This window comes from Mesorhizobium sp. P2_C4 (assembly GCF_056404575.1).
This window is the reverse complement of sequence record NZ_JBFUDT010000001.1, coordinates 476002-493808: the sequence shown is the minus strand read 5'-3', so window position 1 is coordinate 493808 and position 17807 is coordinate 476002. Positions and strand designations below refer to the sequence as shown.

Annotated in this window: 12 protein-coding genes and 1 tRNA gene; 7 read left to right on the top strand and 6 right to left on the bottom strand. The window is 63.7% G+C overall.

The features are described from left to right. Window positions 1-179 precede the first annotated feature (179 nt). Both AC1DX6_RS02490 and AC1DX6_RS02485 read right to left on the bottom strand, forming a co-directional pair. Window positions 180-1277: a hypothetical protein gene (locus tag AC1DX6_RS02490; RefSeq protein WP_477310873.1), complete on the bottom strand. Its 1098-nt coding sequence runs from the start codon at window positions 1275-1277 to the stop codon at window positions 180-182. A 126-nt stretch (window positions 1278-1403) separates the two neighbouring features. Further along, on the bottom strand, window positions 1404-3314 hold the full coding sequence (locus tag AC1DX6_RS02485; RefSeq protein ID WP_477311883.1) for a methyl-accepting chemotaxis protein: 1911 nt from the start codon (window positions 3312-3314) through the stop codon (window positions 1404-1406). Window positions 3315-3870: 556 nt separating this feature from the next. On the opposite strand from AC1DX6_RS02485, the gene AC1DX6_RS02480 reads away from it, so the two are divergent. From AC1DX6_RS02480 to AC1DX6_RS02465, 4 genes are all read left to right on the top strand, one after another. Continuing rightward, on the top strand, window positions 3871-4743 hold the full coding sequence (locus AC1DX6_RS02480) for a D-alanyl-D-alanine carboxypeptidase family protein (protein ID WP_477311882.1): 873 nt from the start codon (window positions 3871-3873) through the stop codon (window positions 4741-4743). 364 nt (window positions 4744-5107) lie between these two features. Then, window positions 5108-6037 (top strand): DUF1003 domain-containing protein, encoded by a 930-nt coding sequence (locus tag AC1DX6_RS02475; RefSeq protein ID WP_477310872.1) that lies wholly within the window; start codon window positions 5108-5110, stop codon window positions 6035-6037. A 235-nt stretch (window positions 6038-6272) separates the two neighbouring features. Next, window positions 6273-6349 (top strand) — tRNA-Arg (locus tag AC1DX6_RS02470). A 282-nt stretch (window positions 6350-6631) separates the two neighbouring features. Continuing rightward, complete coding sequence (locus AC1DX6_RS02465; protein ID WP_477310870.1) at window positions 6632-7126, top strand: hypothetical protein; 495 nt, start codon at window positions 6632-6634, stop codon at window positions 7124-7126. Window positions 7127-7240: 114 nt separating this feature from the next. Here the strand turns inward: AC1DX6_RS02465 and AC1DX6_RS02460 are convergent, their stop codons facing one another. Both AC1DX6_RS02460 and AC1DX6_RS02455 read right to left on the bottom strand, forming a co-directional pair. Beyond that, window positions 7241-8719, bottom strand: coding sequence for an ROK family protein (locus AC1DX6_RS02460; protein ID WP_477310868.1), 1479 nt, complete (start codon window positions 8717-8719; stop codon window positions 7241-7243). A 186-nt stretch (window positions 8720-8905) separates the two neighbouring features. Continuing rightward, the gene (locus AC1DX6_RS02455; protein ID WP_477310866.1) at window positions 8906-9811 is read right to left on the bottom strand and encodes a tagatose-bisphosphate aldolase; all 906 of its coding nucleotides are present in this window, start codon (window positions 9809-9811) and stop codon (window positions 8906-8908) included. A gap of 218 nt (window positions 9812-10029) precedes the next feature. Here AC1DX6_RS02455 and AC1DX6_RS02450 point away from each other — a divergent pair, with 218 nt between their 5' ends. The 3 genes from AC1DX6_RS02450 (at window position 10030) to AC1DX6_RS02440 (ending at window position 13661) form a co-directional block, all read left to right on the top strand. Next, on the top strand, window positions 10030-10932 hold the full coding sequence (locus tag AC1DX6_RS02450) for a sugar-binding transcriptional regulator (RefSeq protein ID WP_477310864.1): 903 nt from the start codon (window positions 10030-10032) through the stop codon (window positions 10930-10932). 463 nt (window positions 10933-11395) lie between these two features. Continuing rightward, entirely contained in the window at window positions 11396-12373 is a 978-nt protein-coding gene (locus AC1DX6_RS02445) for an ABC transporter substrate-binding protein (protein ID WP_477240675.1), read from the top strand. 91 nt (window positions 12374-12464) lie between these two features. Beyond that, window positions 12465-13661: an ABC transporter permease subunit gene (locus tag AC1DX6_RS02440; RefSeq protein ID WP_477310862.1), complete on the top strand. Its 1197-nt coding sequence runs from the start codon at window positions 12465-12467 to the stop codon at window positions 13659-13661. A 143-nt stretch (window positions 13662-13804) separates the two neighbouring features. Here the strand turns inward: AC1DX6_RS02440 and AC1DX6_RS02435 are convergent, their stop codons facing one another. Beyond that, window positions 13805-15727, bottom strand: coding sequence for a tetratricopeptide repeat protein (locus AC1DX6_RS02435; RefSeq protein WP_477310860.1), 1923 nt, complete (start codon window positions 15725-15727; stop codon window positions 13805-13807). A gap of 539 nt (window positions 15728-16266) precedes the next feature. Continuing rightward, window positions 16267-17385, bottom strand: a complete 1119-nt coding sequence (locus AC1DX6_RS02430) for a LacI family DNA-binding transcriptional regulator (protein ID WP_477310858.1) — start codon at window positions 17383-17385, stop codon at window positions 16267-16269. Window positions 17386-17807 lie beyond the last annotated feature (422 nt).

Below are 17807 nucleotides of genomic sequence, written 5' to 3'. Positions count from 1 at the left end.
GCGGCGCCCCTCATCCCCTCCCCGTATAGTGACGGGGAGAAGGGGTTGGCTGCGGCATTGGCGCTATTCCTGCAGTGCTGGCGATTGGCGAAACCGCAGGCGAGAGCGTCCCTCTCCCCGTCCCTATACGGGGAGAGGATGCCGGCAGGCAGGTGAGGGGCAGCGCCGGCTTTCGAAAATCAGCCAGGCTGGCCGATGCGCAGGAAATCGCTGTCGAAGGCGATGTCGCGGGTCGAGCCGTCGGCTGCAGCGAGGCGCATGCGTCCATCCGACGTCGCGATGTCGCGAGGCGGCTCGCCGCCGGACTGTGGCACCGCGCCGATGACATGGCGGAACGACACGCTGGCGCCCTCAGCCAGCGCAAAGGCGGTCGCGACGCCTTCGCGCTTCAGCCAGTTGTCGCCGATCGATGCTGCGTGGCCGACTGCGGCGCGGCCGTCCTCGATGCCGAGCACACCGCGATGGCGGCCGCTCCACGGCGCGTAGTCGCGGCCGCCGTTGCTGAACCACAGCATGGTGACCGGCAATTCCGCCGGGTTCTTCAGCACCAGCACGAGATCCTGTTCGGCCCGGCGCGCCAAGGCGGTCCAGCCCGGTCCGCCATGATCGGCCTCGACCAAAGTGAGGAAATCCTCGCGCAGCTGATCGTTGCGGTAGTCGGCAAGGTCCGTCGTGCCGCCATCGGCGGTGGGAAAGTGCCTGAGGTCGGCGGAACGTGCAGGATAGGCGAGCAGAAAACGGCCGCGGGCGGGATCGGTCTCCAGCGGCTCGTCCAGCGTCGCCGCAAAGCGTTTTGGCGAAAACGCCAGCCTGCCGCCGTCCTGCATCGCCGTCATCGGATGATGGGCGACGGAAATGGCGCCAGCTCCACCGGAAAAGACATGTTCCTGGTAGAGAAAGAGATGGCCGTCGCGCAACGTGAGGATCTTGTCGACCGTTGCGCCCATGACCTTGTGCTGCAGCCGGAAGGTGGCCCGCCAGCCATCCGATGTCGCTTGGCTGTCGACGACATCCCAGGCGCTGTTGGCCGGCCAGCCATGCAGTGGCGCTTCCTCGACATCACTACGTGAGAACGGCGCGCAGAGGAAATCGCCGGACAGGCGAACCGTGCCCTCGGGCAGGTTTTGCGGCAGCGTTTCGCCCGTATCGACCCAAGGTGCGCGATGCAGCGGCTTCAGGCGACGGCCATCGATGTCGACCACCATGTCGGCGAGATGGCCGACGGCGAGGTCGAGCGCAACCGAAATGCCTTTTGCCTTGATCGTGACCGTATCCATGCGCGCACCTGCTGATTCTGCCCGCGCCAGCAAAAGCCGCTCAGGGCGGATTGCGCAAGCGTAGGGGTCAGCATTTTGCATCAGATGTCGCTTCACCCTCCCCCTTGTGTGGAGGGTGAGCGCACCCTACTGCCGCTTGTACTCCCGCACCGGCGACTGGGTGCCGTCCATGTAGGTGACCTGCACCGACATCGACTTCACGCTGTCGGCGACCTTGAAATAGGGCTGGTAGTCGTAGGGGATGGCGTAGGGGTCCTTCTTGTCGCAAGGCGGCATCTTGATCTCCTTGTCGAGCGCCGCGCCATTCAGGCCATAATGCACCTCCTTGATGGCGCAGCGGAACGACAGCATCTGGCTGAAATAGACCAGGCCGTGATTGCCGCTGGCGTCAAAGGCGATCCACGAGGTCCAGAACTGGTCGAGAATCTGCTTCGAGCCTTGCTGGAGGGCTGCGTCCGGATCGAAGTTGATGTCGAACGGACCGGTCTCGCGTCCCCTCAGATCGAGATATTTGATGGCGATGGTGCTGGCCGCGGTGCTGTCCGGCAGCTCGAAGCTCGGATTGGGCATCGGCTTGCCGGTCCGCGGGTCGTTGGCCGACAGGAAGCCGGTGTCGGTGAATGGGCCGCTGTTGCCTAATCGCCAGGAAATGGCGGTTGCCGGCTCGGGCAGCGAGATGGTCATCGACCAGCCCTGGTTCGACCGCATCGGCGTCAGCGTCGGGGCGAAGAGCGCGGGATCAAGCACGTCGCCAAGGGCGGCCAGCCGGCTGCGGCTGCGGTCCAGCCAGTCGGCGAGCTGGGTCTGGTCGACGAAATATTTCAGCAGCCCGCCATCCTTTTCGTAGGAGACGAATTTGGTCAGCGCCTGGGCTTCGCTGCGTTTGTCGGACAGCGACTGGCTGCCAAGGCGATCCTCGGAAAACTCCTGCGCTAAGAGGTAATAGGCCGGCGCGAAATCGGGATGGGCGGCGATGAAGGCGTTGAGTTTTTCCAGGCGCTGGGCATCGTCGAACTGTTCGAGATGGACGAGCTTGATCGACAGCGCCTTGCCCTTGTCGGCCAGCGCGCCGAACACTTCGCGCGAACCCGCCTTGCCGTCCTGCACGCGCAGCAGCGTGGCAAAGCGCGTGTAGGGGTCGATGGCGTCGACATCGAAGCCGGCGAAGGCGAGATAGGAGCGCCGCGCATTGAGCATGTCGCCCGACAGTTCGTAGACGCGGGCATTGTGGTAATATTCGTCGGGCCGCTTGGGATCGGCGATCGCCCCGCCCTGTGCGGCCAGTGCGGCAAACCCCTTGGCGATGGTGTCGATCGAGACGGCGATCTGCTCGGTGGTCGCCTGCAGCTTCTCGGCCTGCGCCGCCTGCTGCTGCTGGCCGGCGGCGAGCGTGTCAGTGGTCTGCTTGACCGCTTCGACGGTCTTTTGCGTCTGCGCGCCCTGCTCCGTCTGCTGCTGCTGCGCCGAGGCGATCTCCTCGGTCGTCTTCGCCACCGTGTCGGTCGACTGCTTGACCGCTTCAACGGTCTTTTGCGTCTGCGCGCCTTGCTCGGTCTGCTGCTGCTGCGTCGAGGCAATCTCTTCGGTCTTCTTGGCCACCGTGTCGGTGGTCTGCTTGACCGCCTCGACCGTCTGCTGCGTTTCGGTGACGGTTTTCTCGATCTTGGCCACCTTGGCCGAGACGATACCCATGCTTTGCTGCAACTGGGCGATGGCCGGCACCAGGCCGGCGATGATGCCGTTTTGTGAATCGGTCTGCTTTTGCAGGCCGTAGACGCCACCGGCGACGGCCGCCGCACTGGTGGCGAAGATCAGCGCCGGCAACGCCTTGGCCGCCAACACCAGCCGCAGCACGATGGCGACGGCGATGATGACCGCGGCGACCGAAGCGACCAGCGCGATATAGGCGGCGAACGGCGCCAGCGGGTTGAGGATGTCGGACGCCGCGCCACCGATAAAGGCGACGCTGCCGGCCCATTTGCCGGTGCGGCTAAGAGATGCCCTGATCAGCGACGGCGCCTGCGCGCCGAGTTCCATGCTCATATTCAACCCCCAAGCCAAATGTCGCGCTGAGCAATCTGGTGAACCAGACTTGGCGACAGCGCAACCCCGCAGGGAAGACAGAACAGGAAACAGGCGATTTCGGGGCGGGTGGGTGCGGGACGAGTTCTGTCTCTGTGGGCGGCCACGGAGCATGGGGGTCGGCAGTGACCGCCAATTGCCGAACGTCAGCGCTGCCCCTCATTGCCCTGCCGGGCATTTCTCCCCGTATAGGGACGGGGAGAAAGGGCTGGCCGCAATCTCGGCGCCCTTCTTGCAACGCTGGCGATTGGCGAAATCATCGATGGCGGCGCCCCTCTCCCCGTCCCTATACGGGGAGAGGATGCCGGCAGGCAGGTGAGGGGCAGCGCGAGCGGCCGGTACGAATCGGAAAGCGTTGGGCGAACTCCGCTTCAAGACCACTGTTAACCAAATGGACGAAGCAATCGGGTTAGGCTAGGTTCCGGCCCTCTCAGCAACAGCTTGCTTCGGAACCGACTTGCCCGCTTTCCGCTTCCCTTCCCTCGTCCAGAGATTTGTCGCGGCCTTCCTGATGCTGCTGTTTGTTGCCGGCTGCACCACCGCGCCGCCCGACAGTGTGCTGGCGGTGCCGGCGGCGCCGCAGAAATATGCGGCCATCGTCATCGACGCCAGCACCGGCAGGCAGCTGTTCGAGGTCAATTCGACGGCGCAGCGTTATCCGGCGTCGCTGACCAAGATGATGACGCTGTATCTCTTGTTCGAGGCGCTGGAGTCCGGCCGCGTCACAAAGGAGACGCAGATCCCGGTTTCGGACAATGCCGCCCGGCAGCCGCCGACCAAATTGCGCTTCAAGCGCGGCGAGACCATCGATGTCGATTCGGCGATCCGCGCCATCGTCGTCAAATCGGCCAATGACGTGGCGGTGGCCATCGCCGAATATCTCGGCGGCTCGGAAGAAGCGTTTGCCGACGCCATGACCGCCAAGGCGCGCCAGATCGGCATGACCGGCACCGTGTTCCGCAACGCATCGGGCCTGCCCGACGACGGCCAGCACACGACAGCCCGCGACATGGCGGTGCTGGGCATGGCGCTGCGCGCCCGCTTCCCGCAGCAATTCCACTATTTCTCCGAAAGCGACTTTATGTTCCGGGGCCGGCTGGTGCGCGGCCACAACGATATGCTGGGCCGGGTGCGCGGCGTAGACGGCATCAAGACCGGTTACATCAAAGCCTCCGGCTTCAACATCGTCACGTCCTACGACGCCGACGGCCGCAGGCTGATCGTGGTGGTGATGGGCGCCGACAGCGCCAGGCAGCGCAACGACCATGTCGAAGCGCTGATCCAGCGCAGCCTGTCGCCGACGATGGACGGGGCGAAGACCAGGCTGATGTACGCAGGGCAGCAGCCGACCGCTTCGCCGCTACCCGGTTTGCCGGAACCATAGAAGCTTTGAGACGCTGGCCCGAGGCGCCCCCCTCTGGCCTGCCGGCCATCTCCCCCTCAAGGGGGGAGATTGGCAGCTCGGCGGTGGCTCTCCTCCCAGCTATGTTGGCGATTTGCGAAAGCCGTGGCGACATCCGATCTCCCCCCTCGAGGGGGAGATGTCCGGCAGGACAGAGGGGGCGCGAAGGATCACTGCCGATCTCACCCTTGCGCCGCCTGATTCCTCGACCACGTCGCGGTAGGGTTCCACCCGCAAGGGTAATCACAAGAACTTGTTCGGTCACACCAGCTTCACAGTCGCGATGGATATGCCGCGCCGGCTTGGCGTATCGTATCGGTGAGCCCGAGAAACAGGAGCACTGACCATGGCCGGCGACCCCAAGGCATCCGCGCAGAAGGCGGCAGACAAGGAGAACCAGTCGGGCGGCGAGTATCTCGAGGCGGACACCGTGGCGGACGACGCGCACGAGACAGCGGACGAGCACCTCGAATCCCCCGAAGTGCCGGACTCCGAACCGGCGCTCCCCGGCTCATCCAGGGTCAGGCCAAAGAAGAAGCCGTCGGCGATATCAGGCCGGAAATTCCACAAGCGCGACCTGGTGCGCATCGACACACTGCGCCCGAGCCTCGCCGACCGCATTCGGTCGGATCATCCGGACCTGCCGGCCGGCGCCCGCGTCAGCCGCGCCGAGCTCGGCCGCTACCGCATGCGCTACATGGAGGAATTGCTGCAGCAGGAGCACGGCGAATTCTCCGAACTCGACCGCCAGGTGGTGGAATCGATCGCCAGGCAGGACACGATTTCGGAAAACTCGGAAGAGGAGTTCGAGGAGCACCGGACGTTTCCCGACCGCGTCTCCGATAACATGGCGGCGTTCGGAGGCAGCTGGTGGTTCCTGATCTCGTTCGCCAGCGTGCTTCTGGTGTGGATCGGCATCAACCTGTTCGAAGGCATGGGGGGCGCTTTCGACCCCTACCCCTTCATCCTGCTCAACCTGCTGCTCTCCTGCATTGCCGCCATCCAGGCGCCGATCATCATGATGAGCCAGAAGCGGCAGGAAACCAAGGACCGGCTGCGCTCCTTCAACGAGTACCGGGTGAATTTGAAGGCCGAGCTGGAAGTGCGGCATCTGCACGAAAAGCTCGACTACCTGATCTCGCGCCAATGGACACGGCTGGCCGAAATGCAGCAGATGCAGCTGGATGCGATGAACGAGCTGACGGGAGCGAAGAAGCCGAAGCGGGCGACGCGGGGGGCTCGGCGGAGGGTGGTGAAGGGTGAGGCGGCGGGGTGAGGACGCGCAGCGGACGAAAGCCCTGGCTGTTCGAATGACGAACGCCGCCTTTGGGCGGATCAAAAGGTCCAGTGAACCTTTTGAAGGGGATGAACGCCCAAAGGGCAGGGAGCCTGCTAAAGCCAGGGCGCGGCCAATCGCCAATTGCCCGTTGAAGCCCGCGCCGGCTTCCGCTAAGAAGCCGTGGCTGGCCGGTTCACCGGCTGGTTCGTTTTCAAGATCGCCGATCCTGAAGGCACCCGTAGCTCAGCTGGATAGAGCGCTGCCCTCCGAAGGCAGAGGTCACAGGTTCGAATCCTGTCGGGTGCGCCACTGACTTCAATCACTCATGTCCTACTTGGTTGCTCGATAGCCAGTTCCCGCACGGCAATCCCGCCAATAGCCATTGACTATGCTAGCTCGGCTGACAGGCGTTTGGAATTATCGATTCTTTGCAGCAATCGTGAACTATCCATGTCAAACAATCGGAAATACAACAACAACGATTTCCAGTAACGTCAATTCGGCAAGAAACTAAAACCGCTGCACTGGCGTAGTGATGTTGGTAACCGATGTCATTCAGCCTGTACCCGGGTAACCAACACGGGGAGCGTCATGACTGGTTTCTTGCGGAATTTTACCAACACCTTGGCTTGCGGTGCGGTTGTCGTCGCTTTGTCTTTTCCCGCTAGCGCGGCCGGGCTCGGGTTGGGCCTTGGCCTCGGTGGCGGCGGTGGGGTGAATGCCGGGGCCGGCGCCTCGCTCGGTGGCGGCGGGATTGGCGTTGGCGCCGGTGTTTCTGTTAGCGGAACCAGCGGCGTCAACGCCGGCGCCGGTGCCACGGTTGGCGGGACCGGCGGTGTTTCCGCGGGTGTCGGTGCATCGGTGGGGGGCACAAGCGGGGTCAGCGCCGGTGTTGGCATTGGTGTCACCAGCCCGAGAGATCCCAACCAGCCCGCGATAGCCACGCCACCAGCGGTGGCTGCGCTTTCCGCCATGTCGCCCGGCCAGATCGCCCGGATGAAGAAACGCTGCGCCAGCGTGCTCAGCGGCCAGGGCACCTTCGATCGCGACCTGAAGCAGCTCTGCCTGCTGCTGGCGCGCCGCTGAGTGTTCGCCGTGTAGAACCGGCCGTGAGACTTTGACGGCTCCATCCCGACGGCATCGGGATGGGGTTTTGTTTTCTCCCTTGAGCAGGCCGGCCCGCACCCGCCGCGAACGCGACTATGCGTGTACCGTCGCCTGCAGCCACCCCGTGATGGCGTCGAAATCGATCGGCCTGCTGGTGTCGACGTCGAACAGCGGGCCGCGCCGCAGCGGCTCGGCGCGTTTGGCCAGCTCGATCAGTTCGGGGATGTAGGCAGCGCCGGGATGGCCGGGAAGGCGGCGGTCGAGCCGGGCGCGATAGCGTTCGGCCAGCACTGCGCCGGGGGCGTGGCACCAGATCTCGGCGGTCTCGACGATTCCTGCCTTTTGCAGGTGGTCCTCGAGCAGCTGGCGCGGCTGGAAGCCGAACCAGGCGTCGACGACGAAAATGCTGCCCGCAGGCGCTTCAGCGACGACCGACCAGATGGCCTGGTAGCTGGCGCGGCCGAGCGTGCGGTTGAATTCGCGGTCGCCGCCGCCGAGCGCTTCGAGGAACGGGTTCTTGATCGTATCCAGCGCCAGCAACGGCCAGCCCATGCGTTCGGCAATGCCGCGCGAGACCGTGCTCTTGCCTGAGGCAGGGATGCCGTTGACCAGCACGGCGCGCCGGGCGGGCACGGCAGGCCGGCCCGGGCCAGGCCGGCCCGGCCTGAGCCGGGGCAAGGCCGCTGGCGAGACCTTCACTTGTGCCGCCAGTGCTTGCAGGCCGGCGCCGACGACGCCGGCGTCGTCGCCGAGCTGTGCCGGCTCCACCGGGCATTGGTACCAGGGCGCCAAAGCCGGGGCGCAGGCGAGCGCCCTGTGCGCCGCGTGGCCGAGGCCGCCGCCGAGCAACACCCGATCGGGGGCGAACATGGCGACCGCGGTATCGATCGCGGCGCGCAGCGGCCTCGCCCATGCCTCCAATATGCCGCGCGCGACAGCGTCGCCATCGGCATCGCGGGCAAACAGCTGATCGACCGAAACGTCAGGGCCGAGGCCGGCGCGCGCAATGTGGCGGCCAAGTGCTGTGCCGGAGCTGGTGGTTTCGACGCAGCCGCGCCGGCCGCAGATGCAGAGTTCGCCGTTCAGGTCGACGGCGATGTGGCCGAGCTGCCCGGCCGTCGCCTTGCCGCGCACGATCTGCCTGTTTTCAACCACCGCACCGCCAATGCCGGTGCCGATGGTGAACATGACGATGTTGTCGTGGCCCCTGCCGGCGCCGCGCGCCATTTCGGCCGTCAACGCCATGTTGCAGTCATTGTCGATGATGACGGGCTTGCCGGCCATGCTTTCCAGCCGTTGCGCCAGGGCGACCGAAGCGAGATCGACATAGCCGCCGGACAAGACCGCGCCGCGCCGCGCATCGACGCGGCCGGGCACGCCGACGCCGATCGCCGCCACCTCCGGACCGTCCAGCTGGTGCACCATGTCGGCGATGCGGCCGAGCACGAGCTCCGGGTCGGGCGCGCTTTTCTCGGACAGGCGTTTGAGGATTTCGCCGGTGGCGGAAATGCGCGCGGCACGCAGATTGGTGCCGCCGATATCGATCCCTATGGCCATCGATCTTTGAGGCATGACGTTCCGTACTTGTCTGGCGCCGTTTCGCTGCGGGATGCTCCAAGGTGTGTTGAGATTCAGGTCAGGCCGAGTCGAGGATGGCTGATACCGAGAACCGGAGCGGAGCGTACTTGTAGTACGTGAACACCGGAAGCGCAGGTATCCGTCATTCGCAGGCCGGCATCACCTGAATATCGACACAGCTTAGGCGGCTTTCTGTCGGTAGTTGCCGATAACCGCCTGAAGCTCGCGCAATCTCGACACGGCGATCGTCCTAAGCTTTTCACGCTGGATGTCACGGTCGAGCGAGATGCAGTCCTTCCACAGCGAGCGGCCGGCGATGACGCCCGAGGCGCCGTTCTGCATCGCGATCTCGACCTGGCCGAGGAAGGTCGCGTGGTTGACGCCGGCCGACAGCACCGCCCACGGCACGTCGCCGGCCATGCTGGTGATCCGGGCACAGGAGTCCGGCGTGCCGGGATAGGGAAGTTTCAACACCTTGGCGCCGCAGTCCAGCGAGATGCGGGTGCCTTCCTCGACCAGCGAGGGGATCTTGGCCGTATAGTCCTCAAGGCTTTCGCCTTCGAGCTGATAGGTCAGGAACTCGACGACGAGCAGCAGGTCTTCCTTGCCGAAATCGGCGATGCATTGGCGCAGAATGGCGATGTTGTGCGCGTTCGCCTCCGGCCTGTCGGCCCTGAGATAGACCATGATCTTGCCGCCGGTGCCGCCGAGTTCGCGCACGCGGCGCGCGTCGATGCCGGGCACCAGGCGCGACAGACGGTAACCCTGCGGCGAGACATCGAAGCCTGAGGCGTCGAGGCCGATGAGCAGCGCCGTATCGCGGTTGAGCACGCCTTCATCGACGACGCGCGGCACGGCGCAGAGCGGGTCGAGCAGCACGCAGGAGGCCTGGCTGGCGAGGTAGCGGGTGATGTCGGCCTTGGTGTCGCCCAGCATGTCGTTGGTGATCTTGGCCTGCTCCTCCGGGTCCGACGCCAGAAGCGTGCGCATGCCGCCGCGCTGGTCACAGGCGATGGCCATCATTGCCCCGTCCTTGCCGCAGATCTGCTGGTAGCCGCGCAACTCCGCAGTCGTCATCTTGGTCATGGTGCTTTGTCCGATGTTGGCGCCCGGGGCGCAATTTTGTGGAACAGAAGGTTCAATTTTTCCGGCCGGCCCACACGGGTGTCGTGGGAACGAACTCACGTTGCAGGTCTGCCCGATTTGCGCGATAACTCGATCAGTCGCCGACCCTGTAACACATTGCTGAAAGGAATTGCAAGCTGTCTGTCCCCTTAGCAAACGATGCGGCCGCATCGCGGACGATGCTGCATACGGTCGCCAAGATGCATTACGAGGCGGAGATGTCGCAGGTCGACATCGCGCGGCGGCTCGGCGTCTCCACCGCGACCATATCGCGGCTGCTGCAGCGGGCCAGGGCAGAGGGCATCGTGCGCATCGAGGTTCTCGATCTGGCAACGCCCGAAATCATCACCACGCAGCTGATCGACGGGCTCGGGCTGCGCACCGCCGCGGTCGTCGAGACGCCGGCAGCCGGCGGGCTGGCGGCGCTCGCCGCACCGCTCGGCGCCTTGCTCAGGCAAGCCGAGCTGGCGGCCGGCTCGGTGGTCGCCATCGGCTGGGGGCGCGCCATCCGCGAGGTGATCCGCGCCGGCCTGCCGCGCATTCCCGGCGTGCTGACCGTCGCCGCCACCGGCGGCATGCAGCAGCAGGCGGCGCATTTCCAGATCAACGAGTTTGTCCGGCTGGCGGCGGAGGAATTCGGCGGCACGCCGCATTTCATCCATGCGCCCTATCTGCCGTCCAGCGAATTGCGCGAGGTTTTTCTTGGCGATGCGGCCATTGCCGACAGTGTCGCGCTGTGGGACCGCACCGATGTCGCGATCGTCGGCATCGGCCTGCCGCATGCCATCAACCCGCCCGAGGCCAGTGCCGCGACGCTGAGCGAGCAGGCGCTGTTTCATGCCGCCGGCGACGTCATCCGCCACTATTTCGACGCCGACGGCACGCTTATCCCGTGGGAAGGCGAGAGCCGGATGATCGCCATGTCGCCGGCCCAGCTTCGCGCGGTGCCGCTGGTCATCGGCGTCGCTGCCTCGCCGGAAAAGGCAAGCGCCATCATCGGCGCCGTGCGGGCCAAGCTCATCAATGCGCTGATAACCGACACCAAGACGGCGCAGGCCATCCTCGACGCCTTGCCGCGATAGCGCGCCGACGCGCTGCCTCGCCCCCGTTGCTCTGGCGGCGGCCTGGCGGCTATTTCTGGACCAAGATCTCTCCCCAAAACCGGTTTCCCCTTTTCCGGATCATGCTCTAGTCTCCCGCGGGGGCTGCGCGGAGCAGACAGATGCCGTCCGGTTTGAAAAGCGTTTCGGCCCGGGAAATACCCGGTTGCAATTTCTTTCAGCAAAGTGTTACAACCTTCCAGCCAGGCACGCGTCAGCGCCGGGCAGCGCGGTTCTCTGGACCTTGCGGAGGCAAGGAAACGGGACTGCCGATATCGGGCCGGTCGGTTTCGACCGGCTGACCCAACGACTTGGGGGCGCCTGGGAGGAGCTGCCCGTAACAGCAAGCAGGCGAAACCCGCTTTCCGGCCGTCAGCCCACCTGAACAGATCGACGGCCATTCCAATCGCAACGGCAAATCTGCCAACACCATGAGGAGGATGTCATGAAGAAGATTGTTGCCGCGCTCGCGGCTCTCGCCATCAGCGCAACGGCGCTGATCGGGTCGGCTCAGGCTGAAGACAAGAAGTTCACCATTGCGCTCGTTCCGGGCCTGACCACCGACGGTTTCTACATCACCATGCGCAAGGGCGCGCAGGCGGCGGCCGATGCGCTTGGCGTCAACCTGGTTTTCCAGGGCGCTCCGGATTTCAATCCGGTCACGCAGGTCCCCGTGCTTGACGCGGTCATCGCCAAGAAGCCGGACGCCATCCTGATCGCGCCGACCGACAAGGTTCAATTGGTCGAGCCGCTGCGCAAGGCCAACGATGCCGGCATTCCGGTGATCACCGTCGATACCTTCATCGGCAGCGGCGTCTACCAGACCGGCGCCGGCGATGCCGACTTCCCGCTGGCCTATATCGCTTCGGACAACGTCTTGGGCGGCGAGATCGCCGCGCGCGCCTTGGCGACCGCCATTGGCGACAAGGGCAAGGTCTACGTTTCCAACGTCAAGCCCGGCATCTCGACGACCGACCAGCGTGAAGAAGGCTTCAAGAAGGAGATGGCCAAGCATACCGGCATCACCGTGCTCGAGACCCAGTTCAACGAAGACGACGCCAACAAGGCGGCCTCGCAGCTGCAGGCGGTGTTCGCGCGCAACCCAGACCTGGTCGGCGTGTTCGGCGCCAATCTGTTCTCCGCGCTCGGTGCCGCCAACGGCGTCAAGCAGGCCGGACAGAGCGGTGTCGTCAAGGTCGTGGCGTTCGACGCACCGACCAGCATCGTCGACAACATCAACACCGGCCTGGTCGACGTGGCGATTGCCCAGCACCCGGCCGAGATCGGCTATTTCGGCGTCGTTTCGGCCTATGCCCATCTGACCGGCCATTCGATCCCGGTTGCGATCGGCACCGGCTTCACGATCATGGACAAGTCGAACATCGCGGATCCGAACATCTCGAAGTATCTTTACTCCGAATGAGTCCAGACGGCGCTGGTCTCCTTCCGGTTCGCCGGGAGGAGACCAGCGCCGGACCCCAGTCGAGGCCGCGCCGCGGATCGGAAACCATTTTATGACCTCAACCTCCCCAACCCAAGGCGAGACCCACGTCGCCCCCCAGGCGGACCATGGTGATCCCGCCAGAACCCTGATAGGCCGCATCGCCGAAGGCCGCGCCTGGCTGTTCCTTGCCGGCCTGATCATCTGTTTCGAGGTCTGGTCGCGGCTCTCCTTCGGCGCCACTTTCGTGCTCAATCCGTTCAACGTGCAGTCGATCGCGATCTTTGCCGTGGCGCCGCTGCTGCTGGCGACCGGACAGACATTCGTCATCATTTCGGGAGGCATCGACCTTTCGCTGGGCTTCATCATGGGCCTGGCGGCCGTCATTGCCGCCCACGCCACCAACATGGCGGGCGCCGCAATCCCGCTGCCGCTGGCCATGCTGGCCGGCATTCTGGCCGCCGTGCTTGTCGCCGGCGTGCCCGGCGTCATCAACGGCCTGTTGATCTCGCGGCTCAGAATCCCGCCCTTCATCGGCACGCTCGGCATGTTCGGCGTGGCGCGGGGTGCTGCCTTCCTGCTCGCCGGCGGCACCACGGTGCCGGTGCAGAATTCCTGGTTCGCGCTGCTCGGCAACGGCAAGTTATACGGCGTGCCCTACCTCGTCATGATCACCGCCGTGTTCGTCATCGTGATGCACTACCTCTTGAGCCAGACCCGCTTCGGCCAGCACAATTACGCCATCGGCGCCAATGTGCAGGCGGCGCGCCGCGCCGGCATCGACATCAGGGGGCACATACTGCGCCTCTATATGCTTTCGGCGATGTGCGCCGGCCTTGGCCGTGAGCCCATGCGCAAGGCGTTCGGCTTCCTGCCGGTGCTCGACCGCAAGGCGATGGCCGTCGCCGCCAAGCAGACCATGGGCCGGCTGGACTTCCATGTCAGCCGGCTGGAAGCGCCGGTCAGCAATTTCTCCGGCGGCCAACGCCAGGCGGTCGCCATCGGCCGGGCCGTCTATTGGGACGCGCAGATCCTGATCATGGACGAACCGACGGCAGCACTTGGTGTGCCGGAGCAACGCAAGGTGATTTCGCTCATCCACCAGCTCAAGGCGCAAGGCCGCGGCGTGATCTTCATCTCGCACAATCTGCAGGACATCTTTGCGGTGTCCGACCGCATCGTGGTGCTGCGGCGCGGCGTCCAGGCCGGCGAGCGCAAGATCTCGGAAACCAACCATGACGAAGTCGTCAAGCTGATGGTTGGCGGATAAGGCGGCCGGACGCTGCGTGGCATGTCGCGATCGTGTCAGGCCGGGCTCGCCTCGACGAGTTCGGCGATGACGCTGTCAGTGCGCGATGGGCCAGGAACGGACCTGCCCTCAAGCAACTCATTTTCGGGGCTTCATATTCAGGGTTATTGCCTCTCCTCGTGGCCTGCTGATATTCGAGCCCCAGTCGCGGCTATTTGGGCCTCCATCCGATTGACAAGCGCGACATAACGGGGATGAGCGCGGAGCGAGTCGAGGTCGCTATCCTGACGCATCCAAGGCATGCGCAAAATGAGGTAGGCATGTGATGCCGTTAGCTGACGTTCCAGGCAATCGATAGCCTGTTCCGCCTTGCCCAGCCTCGCATAAAAACAGCCTATGTTGTACTGAACCGCAATGTTGTCTCCGGCGAACATTTCAGCACGGGAGACCCACGACAGCGCGCGTTCAATCTCGCCAATTTCCGCCAGCATTGAGGCGCCGTAACATAGCGCGGTGGCATTGTCGGGATGCGCTTTGACTTCCTTTTCCACTCCCAGCACACCTTGCCTTGCAGCTTCCTTGGCGTCGTCGCTGCGGCCAAGTGAAACATAGACCATATTTAGATTGGTCCAGACCCGATAGTCATCGGGTGACAACGATACGGCACGCTGGTACAGCGCGGCAGCTTTCTCGTATTGACCTTGAATGAAACAATTCCGGCCGTAAGAGAAATAGGTATCGGAAGAACTGGCGTCTAACTCTAAAGCTCGCTCGAATTCCACTTCCGCCTCGGCATACCGGCCATTTACGAAAAAGGCCCCGCCGCGTGATGCGTGGGCGTCGGCGAGACCTGGCTCAAGTTCCAGCGCCCGTGTGCTGTTGGAAAGGACTGCCTCGAAGCTGGCGTCGGGATCGTTGCAAGTCAACAGAAGCCACTCACAATCAGCCAAAGCGGCATAAGCGCGCGCATAATTTGGGTCAATTTCAACAGCTCTGGCAAACAGTCGCTGCGCTGTTTTGATAAACTTGGTCTCGACTCCCCTATTGAGGAACGACCTGCCCATCAACAGCGTCTCGTAAGCCTCTGGGTTGTCGGTCGAGCGGTTTGTAATTGTCGCCAGTTCTTCGGGCAACAGCTTCACTTTGAGCACGTCGACAATGCTTTTGGATATCTCGTCCTGAAGGGCAAAGATATCGTCCAGCGTCCGGTCATACCGCTCGGCCCAGATATGGTCACCGCTATGACCATTGATTAGCTGAGCCGTGATACGCACTCGCCCTCCAGCCTTGCGTACACTTCCTTCCAGGACGTAGGCGACATTCAGCTTCTTCGCCACCTCCTCGATCAATACCGCCTTGCCCTTGAAGGTAAAGACGGTATTGCGCGCGACGACGGAGAGTCCGGACGCTTTCGAAAGGTCGGTGATAATGTCCTCCGTGATGCCGTCGGAAAAGTACTCCTGCTCGGGATCGCCGCTCATATTCGCAAAGGGCAGGACAGCAATCGAGGGTTTTTTCGGGAGTGCAGCCGCGGGTTGCGCCGCACGTCTGCCGGTCCCGCCTGTTCCGGCGCGATAAACCCGCACTGGCATTGCGATGTTCTTGAGCATGTGCTCGCCCAGATCATCGAACGCCAACGCCAGCTTGCCGGTGACATGATCGTGCACGGTGGCGGAGACGTAGATGCCGCCGGGCTCAGCCAGACCCTCCAGCCGCGCGGCCACGTTGACACCGTCGCCATAGAGATCACTGCCCTCGACGATGACGTCGCCCAGATTGATGCCGATACGCAGGACGATGCGGTAGGCCTCCGCCACGCTCTCGTTGGCCCCGGCAAAACCCTTCTGTAATTCGACGGCGCATTGGACGGCATCAACCGCACTGCCAAATTCCACCAGCACACCGTCGCCCATCACCTTGACCACGCGGCCGTGGTGCTGGGCAACCACTGGAACCAGAACATCGCGCCGCCGCGCTTTGAGAGCGGCCAGTGTGCCAGCCTCGTCGTGCTCCATGAGGCGAGAAAAGCCAACGACATCAGCAGCCAGAATCGCGGCAAGCCGGCGTTGAGTTCGAATCTCGGCCATGCGGGTTGAATACTTTCAGAAAGCCCGGCAGTTGGGATTGTATTGGTACTCTGGCCTAGAGTCTATCCGGCCCGACTCCCGAGATGGGTCAATCTGAGAAGTGGATGAATGCCGAAGCCACTTCCGCTATAGCTCGTAAAGCGGTCAGTCAGCGGAGGCTCGCAAGCCTGCTCCCCCCGGCTCATCAGCATTGTGATCCCAATTTTGCAACCCGTTGCATGGGGAAAATCACCGCTGAGGACAAGCTGTTCGCAGCAGCAAATTTTGTCTATCACAGAGACGCAATGAGCGGGGCTGAAGCAATGCTCTATGGAGCTGGCTTGTCGTATAATTTGGACACACAAGGCCTAAGTGCACTTAATCTGCCTACCAAAAAGGTGAAGATTACCAGACGGCGAAAGATACTGATGAGGTGCATCCGGGCTTGGAATCAAGTATTGACCTCAATAACGGCCCTACCCCTCAATAACGGCCCTACCAAAGCAGTGCTCGCATGAGCTGTCAGCAAGGCGATCGGCCCGTCCAATGCTTTAGCCCCGTTAAGATAAGCTCGCCACCGCACTGACCGACTCCCGCTCTACCAGCGGGCACTCCAGCTTGGTGATGGGATACCGCCCCCTGCCGGGCGGAGCTGGAATTTCCAGCTGCTCGATCGCCCATTGGCCCATCGCCATATGCGGCAGGATCGACGTCGTCAGCGGCGGGAACAAATGGCGGGCGATTTCCTCGTCGTCATAGCCGACGACGGAAATATCCTGCGGAATGTGCAGGCCGGCTTCCTTTAGCGCCTCGTAGCAGCCGATCGCGGTGCGGTCGTTCTGGCAGAAGATGGCGGTCGGGCGATCCTTCAGCGCCAAAAGCTTGACGGTCGCGGCATAGCCGGCGCTGGCCGACCAGTCGCCCTCGACCACCAGTTCCGGATCGAACGGGATGTCGGCTGTCGCCAGCGCCCGGCGGTAGCCCTTCAGCCGGTCCTGCGCCGCCTGCATCCAGGGCTCGCCGGTGATGGTGGCGATGCGGCGATGGCCATGGCTGATCAGATGGCGGGTGGAACTCTGGCCGCCGGCAATCTCGCTCGGCACCACGGCGGGGAAGGCATAGTCGGCGGTGTAGCAATTGAGCAGGATGACCGGAATGTCGAGACCGTAGAGATAGTCGGGGGCGACGATTTCGCGGGTGAAGATGGTCATGTAGATCAGCGCCGAAATGCCCCGCTTGGTGAGTGCTGCAATGGCGCGCGGCTCCATGACGGAATCGCCCAGCGTCTGCGCCACCAAAAGCACATTGCCGGCATTCCACGAGGCCTGGCGCGCGCCTTCGATGGCGACCACCGCTTCCGGGCTGGTCGCCAACTGGTCGACGGCGAAGCCGATCACCCCATCCAGCCCGTCAAAGGCGAGCACAGGGCGCTGCAAGGCGGAAAAGGCCGGCGGTGAATAGCCAAGCGTGCGGGCGGCCTCGATCACCCGCTCGCGGGTCTGCTGCGACAGCCGGATGCCCGGCGTGTTGTTGAGCACGAAGGAAACCGTCGCCTGCGAGCAGCCGGCGGCCCTGGCGATGTCGGTCATGGTGACACGGCCCTTGGGATTTTTGCCCGTTGGCTTGCGGCGCCGGGAAACCTCGGGCGAGGGATCGCGCAATTCCGTCGGTTCGCTCATTGCAGTCTCGTCCCCCATCCCAGCCTGTCTAACCACAGGCCGGCACAACAGCAAGATGGCCTGGCGGCGTGCATTTATAAACTGACCCTTGCGCCAATGATTATTAGCATTCCGGTCGCTCCGCTGCCGACCGCGACGCATGGGCAAGCCAGGCATCGAGCAACGTTTGATAGGGCAAGGCCTTGCGACGGCTCATCTTTTTCGCTCCATCGCTGCCCGCCTCGACCCCAAACCTCCCGTTCACCGCCACCATGCCAACAGCCGATCTCGCAATTTCCAACCGGAAACTAATACTATTTACTAATACCCGTAAGCGTTCTAACGTCAAATGGTCATGCACTGCTCGGGATCGAGTGGCGATGACTGGAAGCAGGCGTATGGCACGATATCGGGCAGGCTGCGGCCGGCAGGACAATGCCACA